The organism is Vibrio sp. 704 (genome assembly GCF_033339295.1).
The window spans coordinates 21444-34917 of sequence record NZ_JAWOUH010000024.1; the positions used below are offsets into that span (position 1 = coordinate 21444).

Sequence of the window (13474 nt, forward strand, 5' to 3'; positions counted from 1 at the left end):
TTACATTCTTAGAGCTAAATTCAATGCCGCACATAATAACCCGAAAAGTCGAATCTGTTGAGCAAAACTGGCTCAAACAGTTGGCGAATGGGATCTCTGATCCTGCAAGATTGCTCGAAATACTGGAAATTGATCCTTCACCGTGGCAAGACGGGTTTGCCGCGCGCAAGCTGTTTGCACAGCGTGTACCGCAAAGTTTTGTCGATAGGATGGAGAAAGGCAACCCTAAAGACCCTCTTTTACGTCAGGTTTTACCACTGAGCGACGAATTTGAGGTGCATCCGGGTTACTCCAATGATCCATTGGAAGAGCAGGACAATGAAGTCCCTGGCATGCTACACAAGTATCGCAACCGCGCCCTGATGATTGTCAAAGGTGGCTGCGCGGTAAATTGCCGTTACTGCTTTCGTCGTCACTTCCCTTATCAAGAGAACAAAAGCGGGAAACAAGCCTGGACCAAGTGCTTAGAGTACCTGGCACAACAACCAGAGTTGAACGAAGTCATCTTCTCAGGTGGTGATCCATTAATGGCAAAAGACGATGAACTTCATTGGCTTTTAGAGCACATTGCTCATATTCCTCACATCAAACGTCTGCGTATTCATAGCCGTTTACCTGTGGTGATTCCAGCTCGAGTCACTGATGAACTATGCCAACTGCTGCAAGCATCAAGGTTACAAATCATCCTCGTCACTCACATCAACCATGCCAACGAAATCAATGACGAATTTTCTGAACAGATGTTCAAGCTCAAAAGAGCGGGCGTTACGCTTCTAAACCAAGGCGTTCTGCTGAAAGGCGTGAATGATTCGGTAGAAGCTCAAGTGGCGTTAAGTGAGGCCTTATTTGATGCGGGCATCTTGCCTTATTACCTCCACGTTCTTGATAAGGTGCAAGGCGCAGCGCACTACTTTATTTCGGACGAAGAAGCGAAAGCTATTATGCGCGGACTCATCACGCGTGTATCGGGTTATCTGGTACCAAAACTCACACGAGAAATTGGTGGTAGGCCAAGTAAAACGCCGTTGGATTTGCATTTAGAATAAGCTCTGACACTCAATTAAATTTGTCGTCTAGATTGATTATTTTTGTTCGCTTTGCACGGTAAGTCTATGCATACTCCGCACTTTTGGAGGTCAAGATGCATACAGCATTCGAACAAATTTTCGATCTTGGCCCATTCAGTTGGCCTGCCCTACTATGCTGCGCCATTAATGGGCTCATGATCGGTATAGAGCGCCAAACTCGTGGTAAACCGGTTGGCATTCGCACAGCAATATTAATTATTTCAGGCACCTACCTGTTTATGTCGATGGCAGTGTCGTTATCGCCAAATACACTTGATCAAGCACGAGTGCTTGGTCAGATCATTACTGGCGTCGGCTTCTTAGGTGCTGGCGTTATGATGACACTTGATGGAAAAATCCATGGCGTAACATCCGCGGCTGTAATATGGGTGCTAGCAGGTTTAGGTTTGATGATAGGTTTGGGTTATTTAACGCAGTCGGTGGTTATTACTCTCCTGACACTAACCGTGTTGTTAGGTGTGGATAAAGCAGAAAACCACATCAAAGCATTACGCCGCGGTGTTCATCAAAGAATTCAACAACGCAAAACTTCATCACGATTAATTAAATAGTTAACGCTCCGAGAAACTCACTTCATCTCATCAGTAATTAAAGAGCCCTCGACGAACATCGAGGGCTTTCTGTATATAAAGATTCTGACTTTCTCAGGGATTACTTAGCAAAGTTGATGAGTGGGAAACACTTGAAGAAACCGTTATCCGCACAGTTCAAAAGACCAATTTGCACGCCATCGATTTGATCGGTCATGTTGAAGAAACCAAACTGGAAATTAGACTTCTTAGAGATACTCGCTAAGCCCACATCCGCCATGGTGTAGCCTTCAGAATAGTTCACCGCGCTCCAGTTCAAGCCTTTTACGTTGTTCGTAATGTTAACAGCACCCAAGTTAACACCCGTCGTCTGACCTTGGTTCCAGTTAACTAAGCCTAAAGACGCGCCTTTCATTTCTTGATTTACTTTTGCTGCGCCAAAAAACAGACCGAAGTTCACACCTGTCGTACGATCCGTTTCTGACATACCAAGCAGTGAAAAGTCGACACCTTTAACCTCATTTACCTGTCCATGCAACACAGCTAAACGAACACCACCAACTGAAGAATTCGAAGGTGCGTTTGTGTTATCGATAGTAGAGAACATCACAGGTGTACTGTCGGCAAAAGCAACAGGTGATGCGATAGCGACTGCAACCGCCAATGACGTCATAAGCTTTTTCATTTTCATCTCCATGATGGGAAGCAACAATTTACAACATAGTGTAATGTTCAGATTTTGCTCTGTCCCAGTTCAAAAAGTGTTAGCAATAGGTCAGATTTAACCATCTGACTCAAAAGAAAAAATATTTCTCTTCGATTTTTTGCTTCTGAAATGGCGCTTTTTACGCTCAAAAATTTCATGATAAGCCACACCAGGACGTCATGTTTCTCAGGTGGCACGCATAAAAAAGTCGAGGCATCTGCCTCGACTTTTAAAGGTTTGGTCGGTTATCTTTCCGCTATAAGGGCTTCCTTAGAGCGATGAGATAAGCTGGCTTACATCATGCCGCCCATACCGCCCATGCCACCCATGCCGCCCATGTCAGGCATCGCTGGCGCGTCTTTTTGCGGTAGGTCAGTAACCATCGCTTCAGTTGTGATCATCAGACCTGCAACCGATGCTGCGAATTGTAGTGCAGAACGAGTAACTTTAGTTGGATCTAGGATACCCATTTCTAGCATGTCGCCGTATTCGCCTGTTGCCGCGTTGTAGCCGTAGCTACCTTCACCCGCTTTCACGTTGTTCGCAACAACTGAGTCTTCCTCACCTGCGTTCTTCGTGATTTGACGGATTGGCGCTTCCATTGCACGTAGTGCAACGCGGATACCAACGTTTTGTTCTTCGTTGTCACCCGTTAGGTGAGCAATCTTAGATGCCGCGCGGATAAGTGCAACACCACCACCAGCAACAACACCTTCTTCAACCGCTGCGCGAGTTGCGGCTAGCGCATCTTCTACACGGTCTTTCTTCTCTTTCATTTCAACTTCAGTCGCAGCACCAACTTTGATTACTGCAACACCGCCAGCCAGTTTAGCTACGCGCTCTTGTAGTTTCTCTTTGTCGTAGTCTGAAGTTGCGTCTTCGATTTGTTGACGAATCTGAGCAACACGGCCAGAGATCATCTCTTCTTCACCGATACCATCGATGATAGTCGTGTTTTCTTTCGTGATAGAAACACGCTTTGCTTGACCTAGATCTTCTAGTGCAACTTTTTCTAGCTCTAGACCGATCTCTTCAGAAATCACAGTACCGCCAGTTAGGATAGCGATGTCTTGTAGCATTGCTTTACGGCGGTCACCGAAACCAGGTGCTTTCACAGCTGCAACTTTTACGATGCCACGCATGTTGTTCACAACCAATGTTGCTAGCGCTTCGCCTTCTACATCTTCTGCAATGATAAGCAGTGGACGAGATGCTTTCGCGACAGCTTCTAGCGTTGGAAGAAGCTCACGAATGTTTGAGATCTTCTTGTCTACTAGAAGAATGAATGGGTTTTCTAGATCAACACTGCCTGATTCTTGGTTGTTGATGAAGTAAGGAGACAGGTAACCGCGGTCGAACTGCATACCTTCTACTACGTCTAACTCGTCTTGTAGCGCCTGACCTTCTTCAACCGTGATAACGCCATCACGACCCACACGCTCCATTGCTTCTGCAATGATATTACCTACGCTTGCGTCTGAGTTTGCAGAGATAGTACCAACCTGCGCGATCGCTTTTGTGTCGTTACATTCAACAGAAAGCTCTTTTAGTTGCTCAACTGCCGCAGCAACAGCTTTGTCGATACCACGCTTAAGATCCATTGGGTTCATGCCCGCCGCGACTGCTTTTAGACCTTCGTTAACGATAGATTGCGCTAGTACCGTTGCTGTTGTTGTACCGTCACCCGCTGCGTCGTTTGCTTTAGACGCAACTTCTTTAACCATTTGTGCGCCCATGTTCTGGAATTTATCTTCCAGCTCGATTTCACGCGCTACTGATACACCATCTTTAGTGATAGTTGGTGCACCAAAAGATTTGTCTAGAACGACATTACGTCCTTTAGGACCCAGTGTTACTTTTACTGCGTCAGCCAGAACGTTTACACCTTCCAGCATTTTAACTCGTGCGTCATTACCAAATTTAACGTCTTTAGCAGCCATCTTTGATTTCCTTTCTAAAATTCTTTGTGTGTAATTTCGTAATTGAATCTGAGCAAAAAATTACTCAATGATTGCTATTATTCAACGATCGCCATGATGTCGTTTTCAGACATGACAAGCACTTCTTTACCGTCGATTTTTTCAGTTTTTGTACCGTAACCTTCAGCGAAGATAACGGTATCACCGACTTTAACGTCTAGTGGCAGTACGGTGCCGTTTTCTAGGATGCGGCCTTTACCCACAGCTAGAACAACACCGCGAGTCGATTTTTCTGCAGCAGAACCAGTCAGAACGATGCCACCAGCAGACTTAGATTCAACTTCTTTACGTTCAACGATAACTCGGTCATGTAATGGACGAATGTTCATCGGTCGTCTCTCCTGAAAATTTCCATGTTTATTTGATAATTGTCCTTAGGGACTGTAGCCCCAGACACGTGATCCCTATATAAGGGGTCGAAGCAGCGATCCCAAGGGGGTGGCACAAAATTTTTGTGACTTAGTTAAAATAACGAACAACTAGGCAACGGTTTGCGTTAGAAATGCTCACTCGCTCGACATCTCGCTTTCTTGTATCCTTGCAGTTTGCTCACCAGATAGTTGTCACACATGCAGGAAAATAACAAGCTGGAACCCCAAGCGACCGATAAGCATGGTTTGTTGACCGCACCCATTCCTGAAACGCTGCGGAAAATGACCGTACCCATGACCATGGGCATGATCGCAATTTTGATGTTTAACTTGGTGGACACGTTTTTTATCTCGTTGCTTGGCACTCAAGCGCTAGCAGCTATCAGCTATACCTTCCCTGTCACCTTTGCGGTTAACTGCATTACGATGGGGATTGGGATGGGACTATCGACCAATATTGGTCGCTTGCTTGGGCAAGGTCATGCACCACAAGCTGCTCGGTTCACCACCCACGGTTTGTTATTAGCCGTGTTACTTGTGGCTATCGCGTCTTCTATTGGCTTTACCACCATTGCGCCATTGTTTCGTTTTCTTGGTGCGTCTGATGATCTCATCCCTCTTATTGAGCAGTATATGCAGGTCTGGTATCTCACCATTCCTCTGCTAGTGATCCCAATGGCGGGCAACAGTGCTATCCGAGCTACTGGCGACACAAAAACACCAGCAAAAGTCATGATGTTGGCTGGTTTGATTAATGGCATGCTCGATCCATTGTTGATTTTCGGTTATGGCCCTTTTCCGGAACTTGGCATTCAAGGCGCAGCCATAGCAAGTGCCTTTAGCTGGTTAGGTGCTTTGTGTGGCTCATTCTATGTGCTAATTAAACGGGAAAAATTGCTTGCTCAACCCCAATGGGCTTTGCTGAAACAAGACTGGCAACAGACACTAAAAATTGGTACCCCTGCAGCGCTATCAAACGCGATGAATCCGTTGTCCGGTGCCATTCTGATGATGCTGTTATCCAACCACGGTACAGCGGCGGTTGCTGCTTACGGCGCAGCGCAGCGTATTGAGTCTATATTGATTTTAGTATTGATGTCGCTGACCTCTGCCCTCACACCGTTTATGGCACAAAATTTAGGAGCCAAACAACCGCAACGAGCCTTTTCCGGTTTATTTATTAGCATGCGTTTTGCAGTGGTATTCCAAGGGTTTATCTTCTTGATGATGGTACCGCTGAGCATTCCTCTGGCTGCGCTGTTTTCTCAGGAAGATGCGGTGAAAAACCTGCTTTGGCATTATTTACTGGTGGTGCCATTTAGTTATGGCTTCCAAGGCATCGTGATGATGTTAGTCAGTGGTTTGAATGCGATGCACAAGCCATTGCGTGCATTCCAGTGGAGCTTTATGCGGCTGTTCATTTTTACCTTGCCATCGGCGTGGGTCGGGAGCCAAATCTACAGCATTGAAGGCTTGTTTATCGGTATCGCGGTTGGGAATACGTTGGGTGGGCTACTGGGCTACTTGTTTGCGCTGCGCGAGCGCAAATTAACGCTCATAGAGCAGAGCAGCGTGTCTTAACACTCGTCTATCACTAGTTTCTTTTTGTTGATTATCAAATACAAAAAAACCGCGGAAAGCCGCGGTTTTGTTTATCTATTTCAAGCTTGCTTAGAACAACTCTTCAGCAACTTTGTATAGATCGTTGCGTACTGGACGCTTCATGTTTTCGATTGCGTCGATGATATCGTGGTGAACAAGTTGCTCTTTCACGATACCTACACAACGACCACCATGACCTTCGATCAATAGGTGAACAGCGTAGTTACCCATACGAGATGCTAGTACGCGGTCAAATGCAGTTGGACGACCACCACGTTGGATGTGACCAAGTACTGTTGCACGAGTTTCACGACCTGTCGCGGCTTCGATGTCACGTGCTAGTTCATTAGCATCCATCATTAGCTCAGTAAGCGCGATGATCGCGTGTTTCTTACCTTTAGCGATACCATCTTGGATGTTGCTGATCAGCTTGTCTTTGTCTAGACCAGTTTCCGGAGTGATGATGTATTCACAACCGCCCGCAATTGCAGACATCAGAGTCAAATCACCACAGTGACGGCCCATGATTTCTACAATTGAAATGCGTTGGTGAGATGAAGAAGTATCACGTAGACGGTCGATTGCATCGATAACGGTGTTTAGTGCACTTAGGTAGCCCACAGTGTAATCCGTACCTGCGATATCGTTGTCGATTGTGCCCGGAAGACCGATACATGGGTAACCCATTTCAGTCAGTTTCTTCGCACCCATGTACGAACCATCGCCACCGATTACCACTAGTGCATCGATACCATGTTTTTTCAGGTTCTCAATCGCTTTTTCACGAACTTCCACTTGTTTAAATTCAGGGAAACGTGCAGAACCTAGGAACGTACCACCTTTGTTGATCACATCTGAAACGCTAGAACGATCTAGCTTCTCGATGCGGCCTTCGTATAGGCCTAGGTAGCCGTCGTACACACCGAATACTTCCAATCCTTCGGATAGTGCTGTACGTACTACGCCGCGTATCGCAGCGTTCATACCAGGTGCGTCACCGCCACTTGTTAAAACACCGATCTTCTTAATCATGCTCACCCTCGATCTTTGGCAATCAATTATTTAATTTTCTTTTAGGCCCCTTGTTACCAAGCAACCTGCATAATCCAGAACTGTGCGTTATGTTACATTTCCTCTACAGGATTACCAATGAAAACGCACTTTTTTATGTAACTTTTCTACTTATGTAAGAGTATTACAGTTTCTCTATGAAACTTTGTTGATTCATATCAGGATCACGAATCTTAATAAGTATTGATGGAAAGATAGTCAATAAGTACCTGTTTGTCGTCGGGCACTGATGGATTTTTCAAGCCTACCAATCTTGCGCTTTCTGCTCTTTCTCAGGTCCGAAAACGACAGACAATGGATCTTGATGGATCAATACGTCCGCATCAGGAAACAGAGCCAATAAATTATCTTCCACTTTATCAGCGATGTAATGCGCCTCAATTAATCGTAAGTTATCGTCTAGCTCTAAATGCAACTGTATAAAGCGCGTCGGTCCGGACATTCGCGTGCGTAACTGATGCACGCCCAATACCCCTTTTACGCTCAAACAAGCTTGGTTAATTTGCTCAAGTTCTTCATCGGGCAACTTTCTATCAAGTAAGGTTTGAATCGCTTCGCTGACCATTTTGAAAGCGCTATAAAGAATGAAGACACCAATACCAATCGCAAACACAGCATCCGCTTGAGTCACTCCAAAATAACTGAGCCCCAGAGCAACCATGATCGCAGCATTCATATACAAGTCAGTCTGATAATGCAGAGAATCCGCCGCTATTGCTTGGCTCCCCGTCACGCGAACCACATGTTTTTGGAACATCACCAAGCCAAGTGTGACCACAATCGCAAACAGCGATACATACACACCTAACTCCGGTGCGTGTAAAGCATGCGGGCGGAAAAATCGGTCAATCCCGTTAAGAATCAAAAATACTGCCGAGCCCGAAATAAACATTGCTTGGGCTAGGGCCGCTAAGGACTCAGCTTTACCATGTCCAAACGCATGTTCGCGGTCTGCCGGTTGTAAGGCGTAACGAACCACCACAAGATTCACAACCGAAGCCGCGATATCTAACATGGAGTCAATCAATGACGCCAATAAGCTCACTGAGCCGGTTACCCACCACGTGATGACTTTTACTATCAGAAGAAGCGTCGCCACAATGGTTGCAGTCCAAGCGGCGGTCGTAACTAAACGTGCGTATTGCTGTTTCATAATCAAAGAGTTAACTAAAACCATACGTTGAGTATATTGAATGACCATGAAATAACCAGATCAAAAAGAGGCAACCAATGGCTGCCTCTTTATATAACATCAATTCATGACTTAATTATTGCGCGACTTTTCCATGCGCTTGTGCATTCTGTCGCCACACTCTTGCATACGTTCATTTTGTAGCTCAACAAATTTCGCTTTCTGCTCAGGTGTTAATACGCTAAGCATTTGGTGCTTTCTTTCTAGCATTTGCACGCGACGTTCCGTTTGGCGCTCAACCATCTCTTTTGCTAATTCGGTAGCTTGAGCTTCATCAAAATTATCCGCCAGCAAAAGCGATTGCACTTTTGCGTGATGCGCTTGACGCTCAGTCATACGTGCTTCTTTGCCATCAGAGAATTTTGCTTTCATTTCCGCTTTGTTTGCTTCACGCATTTCTTTTAGCTGATCTTTTTGTGCATCAGTCAGGTCTAGTTGACGCATGACACCTCGGTCCATACCCATGCCGCATTCGTCACGAGGACCTTTATGATGGTTTTTACCACCGTAAGCGAATGCGCTTGCGGCGCCAAGAGTAAGAGGTAGAACAACAGCAGCTAACACAAGTTTTTTCGCAGACTTCATAATACGATTCCTTACACAGGTGAGTGGTTCTTCTGAGCTGTTCTCACAGCGCTTGAGTATAGAATACGACCCGCTAGGTAAAGCGACGTATAGGGAGCGTAAAGAATCGTAAAGAGTGATTTTTCTCCTCTTCGTTGCGCATCATTCCAATGTAATATTAGGCTATCGGTAACTTACTATAGGTGCCCCCATGGCAAACATTCTTTTAATCGATGACGATATCGAGCTAACTAGCTTATTAAAAGAAGTACTCAGTTTCGAAGGGTTTGAGGTCAGCGAAGCAAATGACGGTGAAGCCGGCTTAGCCGCGATCAATGATAAGATTGATTTGATTTTGTTGGATGTCATGATGCCAAAACTCAATGGCATGGAAACGCTGAAACGCTTACGTGAAAATTGGGAAACTCCCGTCTTGATGCTGACCGCTAAAGGGGAAGAAATTGATCGCGTGATCGGCTTGGAACTGGGCGCGGATGATTATTTACCAAAACCTTTTAGTGACCGAGAGCTGTTAGCGCGAATCCGCGCGATTTTACGCCGCACTAGCAGCACACAAAAAAATACCAAAAACAGCGATTGCATTGAGTATCAAGAAATCCGCCTCTATCCCGGTAAGCAAGAAGCGTATTGTGAGCAACAGCTACTCGATCTCACGGCAACCGAGTTTGCGCTACTCACCCACTTCGTACAAAACCCAGGACAAGTGCTGACCAAAGAGACACTGAGCTTAGATGTGCTTGGTAAACGACTCGCTGCTTTTGATCGCGCTATCGATATGCATGTCTCGAACTTACGTAAAAAATTACCAGATCAAAGCAATGGCAAGCCGCGAATTAAAACCCTGCGTGGTCGTGGCTACATGCTGCTTGAGGAGGATTAATGCGCCTATCACGCATCAAACTGCCAAACATCAATAGCCTGTATGGACGCATCTTTGCCATTTTTTGGTTCACCATGTTATTAGTATTGATAGCCGTGCTATCACTGCCACATTTGGACCCACGCAAAGCTCGCGATATTCCAGAAGAACACTACAAACGTATGGTAGAAACGCGTGACTCAATCCAACAAAAATACAGCCAGCAAACTGATTTAGGCCGCATACTTTTTCGTATCGAGGGCAACCGCCACGGCAAGCACGACCCTCGCCCACGAGTCTTTTTTTCTGACTACAGCGGTAATGTTCTTACGACAGAAAAACGCAGCAATTTTCAATTGCGTGCCATGCAAAACTTTGTCACCAGTATCGAAGATTACAATAATCCAAAGCAGAAGCTGTATGGTCGATACATGATTGCGGGCCCAATTCCTATCACTTTGGCAGGTTCCGATATCTTGATGTACGTGGGCTTCAAGTGGAATGAGCCACCACCTCTACTCCTGCGTCTGTTTGATCACCCATTCCAGCTCTTGCTTGCGGTCATGCTGGTTAGTACACCATTGCTGTTATGGCTTGCTTGGGCTTTGAGTCAGCCTGCACGTCGTCTTGAAGCCGCTGCTCAACGTGTGGCGAAAGGTGAATTTGTCACAGACCCAAATTTAGAAAAAGGTACGGCGGAATTTCGTCAAGCAGGCAGCAGCTTCAACCAGATGGTCGAAGCGGTTAATCAAATGATTTCAGGACAACAACGTTTGCTATCCGATATCTCTCACGAGCTGCGCTCACCTTTAACTCGTCTGCGTATGGCAAGCGCATTAGCGACGCGTAAACAAGGCGAAAGCCCAGAACTGACTCGTATCGATACCGAAGCGCAGCGCTTGGAACAGATGATCAGCGAACTATTAGAGCTTTCTCGCATGCAGGCGAACAGTCATATGACTCGCGAAACACAGCCACTAGAAAGTTTATGGGAAGAAATCATTAAAGATGCGCAGTTTGAAGCAGAGCAAATGGGCAAACAGCTACACTATTCAGAATTACCTAAGCGCAATATTTCCGGTAACCCTAAACTGCTGATGAGTGCGGTGGAAAATATCGTTCGTAACGCCATTTACTACGGAAAAGATGAGGTACAAATCGACATCAAAGCCGATGACGATACGCTTCGTATCACGGTTGACGATAATGGAGAAGGTGTACCAGAAGAGGAACTGGCCGCGATTTTTCGCCCGTTCTATCGCGTTTCCACGGCACGCGATCGCCACTCTGGCGGCACAGGTCTCGGCCTAACCATTACCGAAAGTGCCATTCGCCAGCACAGTGGCACGATCGCAGCCAGCCGAAGTCCGTTAGGCGGATTGCGCATGAGTATCACCTTACCGATCAATTGTTAGTCTCAATTTGATGAACTAACAATAATTCGCACCATATTTCTAGAGTGAGTGATTCACAGCCCCACCCTCACTTTAGAAATTGGCGAGGCTTCTTAGAATACCCTTACAAAGATCAAAGTTGATAATAATTATCGTTAGCATTAAAGTAAATTTTCCAATTAAGGAGGATTTACTATGTCACATACATTTCCCGCTCTGCCTTACCCGTACGATTCACTAGAGCCGTACATCGACGCGAAAACCATGGAAGTGCATTACAGCAAACATCACAAGACGTACTTTGATAAGTTTGTAAATGCCGTTGAAGGGAGCGAGCTCGAAACTCAGTCATTAGACGAGATCTTTGACAATATCTCTAAGCTCAGTCCAGCAGTACGTAATAATGGTGGCGGCTATTACAACCACATCATTTATTGGAATTGCATGTCACCAAACGGTGGCGGAGAGCCTCAAGGCGCGCTTGCTCAAGCAATTAACGATAAATTTGGTAGCTTTGCGCAATTTAAAGAGGCGTTTGCCCAAGCTGCCATCAATACCTTTGGGTCTGGCTTTGCATGGCTGATCGTAAAAGATGGTGAGATTCACATTACGTCCACCAGTAATCAAGACAACCCTCTGATGGACGTAGTGGATGTGCGCGGTGAACCAATCCTCGCATTAGACGTGTGGGAGCACGCGTATTACATCAGCTACCAAAACCGTCGCCCAGAATATATTGATGCGTGGTGGAACGTCGTCAACTGGCGAGCAGTTGAAGAAAACTATGCTCACGCTCTCTTATAAAGAGCATCACTACTCACGGTATTAACATCCGCGCTAATGCCTGCTTTCATACCCAGGTCAATCTTGCTGAATCTCGCATATCTCGGTGACTTGGGTATATACTGCCCCTCTCTTTGACCAACTCTATTTCAATACCATGTTTGATATCGCTTTATACGAACCAGAAATCGCGCCGAACACCGGCAACATCATTCGACTATGCGCCAACTGCGGTGCAAACCTTCACTTAATTGAACCTCTGGGTTTCGATCTTGAAGAGAAAAAAGTCCGCCGTGCTGGTTTGGATTACCATGATTTAGCTCGCGTAACACGCCATAAAAACTATCAAGCGTTCTTAGAGTATTTAGAGAAAGAGAAGCAAGGTAACTATCGATTGTTTGCCTGCACCACCAAAACCACAGGTCACCACGTTGATGCACAATACCAAGCGGGTGATGTTTTGATGTTTGGTCCAGAAACTCGTGGCTTGCCTGCTGAAATCATCGATAGCTTGCCAATGGAGCAGCGTATTCGCATTCCAATGATGCCAGATGCGCGCAGCCTAAACCTTTCGAATGCCGTTGCGATCATTGCTTTTGAAGCATGGCGTCAAATGGGCTTTGAAGGCGCATTGTAAGCAGCACGAATTCCAAATACAGAAAAGGGCGCTTGGTGCGCCCTTTTGTTTTCTTTACTGTCTAACTCAATCAGTTGAGCTTGTTGCGATCATCATCGTCTTTACGCTCGTATTCCCCTTCGAAGGTCTTGCCATTATCTGACTGGGAATCAAAAGGGTCACGACGGAACGGGTCTTGCTCAAATGGCCCCTGGTTAGAGAAACCACCTTGGAAGCCACCACCATGCATGGTTTTCACCACCATTTTGCTCATCAAGTATTTAGCTATCGCGGCGCGTGGCGCAGGAAGCAACACCAACATACCAAGGGCATCGGTCATAAAGCCCGGGGTTAACAGTAGCACGCCAGCCACCGCTAACATTACGCCTTCAAAAATTTGCTGGGCTGGAATTTCACCTTGTTCAAGACGCCCCTGTACTGACATCAGTGTTTGTATACCTTGGCTACGAACCAACGACGCACCAACAAATGCAGTGATTAAGACTAGTGCAATGGTCGGCCATAAACCTAAAAAGCCGCCCACCTGAATAAATAAGCCGATTTCAATGATCGGAACAAAAATAAACGCTAATAATAAGATAGGAAACACACGCCCTCCTTTGTTTAATTCAGTGTAATGGTAAAAGCAGACTAAGCTCAAACGAATCGTTGTAAAAAAGCGTGTTCATACTGGTCTC

14 protein-coding genes are annotated in these 13474 nt (G+C 45.9%); 7 read left to right on the plus strand and 7 right to left on the minus strand.

What is annotated here, in order from left to right; all coding sequences use genetic code 11:
* Positions 1–23: 23 nt before the first annotated feature.
* Complete coding sequence (gene epmB, locus R7R24_RS21575) at positions 24–1046, plus strand: EF-P beta-lysylation protein EpmB (protein ID WP_064368830.1); 1023 nt, start codon at positions 24–26, stop codon at positions 1044–1046.
* Positions 1047–1141: 95 nt separating this feature from the next.
* Entirely contained in the window at positions 1142–1639 is a 498-nt protein-coding gene (locus R7R24_RS21580; protein ID WP_005381504.1) for an MgtC/SapB family protein, read from the plus strand.
* A gap of 100 nt (positions 1640–1739) precedes the next feature.
* Here the strand turns inward: R7R24_RS21580 and R7R24_RS21585 are convergent, their stop codons facing one another.
* The 3 genes from R7R24_RS21585 to R7R24_RS21595 all read right to left on the minus strand — a co-directional run bounded on the left by R7R24_RS21585 (position 1740) and on the right by R7R24_RS21595 (position 4632).
* On the minus strand, positions 1740–2303 hold the full coding sequence (locus R7R24_RS21585; RefSeq protein WP_171345107.1) for a VC2662 family protein: 564 nt from the start codon (positions 2301–2303) through the stop codon (positions 1740–1742).
* A gap of 314 nt (positions 2304–2617) precedes the next feature.
* Positions 2618–4264 (minus strand): chaperonin GroEL, encoded by a 1647-nt coding sequence (groL, locus tag R7R24_RS21590; RefSeq protein ID WP_005381509.1) that lies wholly within the window; start codon positions 4262–4264, stop codon positions 2618–2620.
* 77 nt (positions 4265–4341) lie between these two features.
* Positions 4342–4632, minus strand: a complete 291-nt coding sequence (locus tag R7R24_RS21595) for a co-chaperone GroES (RefSeq protein WP_005381516.1) — start codon at positions 4630–4632, stop codon at positions 4342–4344.
* A 240-nt stretch (positions 4633–4872) separates the two neighbouring features.
* Between R7R24_RS21595 and R7R24_RS21600 the strand changes: the two genes are divergently transcribed.
* Positions 4873–6255 carry an MATE family efflux transporter gene (locus tag R7R24_RS21600; RefSeq protein ID WP_017635565.1) on the plus strand — a complete coding sequence of 461 codons (1383 nt, stop codon included), beginning with the start codon at positions 4873–4875 and terminating at the stop codon, positions 6253–6255.
* A gap of 90 nt (positions 6256–6345) precedes the next feature.
* On the opposite strand, the gene pfkA is transcribed toward R7R24_RS21600, so the two are convergent.
* The 3 genes from pfkA to R7R24_RS21615 form a co-directional block, all read right to left on the minus strand.
* Positions 6346–7308, minus strand: a complete 963-nt coding sequence (gene pfkA / locus R7R24_RS21605; protein ID WP_005381521.1) for a 6-phosphofructokinase — start codon at positions 7306–7308, stop codon at positions 6346–6348.
* Between the two features lie 283 nt (positions 7309–7591).
* Positions 7592–8500: a CDF family cation-efflux transporter FieF gene (gene fieF / locus R7R24_RS21610; RefSeq protein WP_053350704.1), complete on the minus strand. Its 909-nt coding sequence runs from the start codon at positions 8498–8500 to the stop codon at positions 7592–7594.
* Positions 8501–8611: 111 nt separating this feature from the next.
* Positions 8612–9124, minus strand: a complete 513-nt coding sequence (locus tag R7R24_RS21615) for a CpxP family protein (RefSeq protein ID WP_054575301.1) — start codon at positions 9122–9124, stop codon at positions 8612–8614.
* Positions 9125–9314: 190 nt separating this feature from the next.
* Here R7R24_RS21615 and R7R24_RS21620 point away from each other — a divergent pair, with 190 nt between their 5' ends.
* The 4 genes from R7R24_RS21620 (at position 9315) to trmL (ending at position 12797) form a co-directional block, all read left to right on the plus strand.
* A complete protein-coding gene (locus R7R24_RS21620) occupies positions 9315–10004 on the plus strand; it encodes a response regulator (RefSeq protein WP_042523708.1) in 690 nt (229 codons plus the stop codon).
* Positions 10004–11398, plus strand: a complete 1395-nt coding sequence (gene cpxA / locus R7R24_RS21625; RefSeq protein WP_005382383.1) for an envelope stress sensor histidine kinase CpxA — start codon at positions 10004–10006, stop codon at positions 11396–11398. Before R7R24_RS21620 ends, cpxA begins: the two co-directional genes overlap by 1 nt.
* Before the next feature lie 174 nt (positions 11399–11572).
* Positions 11573–12181 (plus strand): superoxide dismutase, encoded by a 609-nt coding sequence (locus tag R7R24_RS21630; protein WP_005382382.1) that lies wholly within the window; start codon positions 11573–11575, stop codon positions 12179–12181.
* A gap of 136 nt (positions 12182–12317) precedes the next feature.
* Entirely contained in the window at positions 12318–12797 is a 480-nt protein-coding gene (gene trmL / locus R7R24_RS21635) for a tRNA (uridine(34)/cytosine(34)/5-carboxymethylaminomethyluridine(34)-2'-O)-methyltransferase TrmL (protein WP_005382381.1), read from the plus strand.
* Between the two features lie 70 nt (positions 12798–12867).
* Here the strand turns inward: trmL and R7R24_RS21640 are convergent, their stop codons facing one another.
* Positions 12868–13386 (minus strand): FxsA family protein, encoded by a 519-nt coding sequence (locus tag R7R24_RS21640; protein ID WP_005386383.1) that lies wholly within the window; start codon positions 13384–13386, stop codon positions 12868–12870.
* Between the last annotated feature and the right edge of the window lie 88 nt (positions 13387–13474).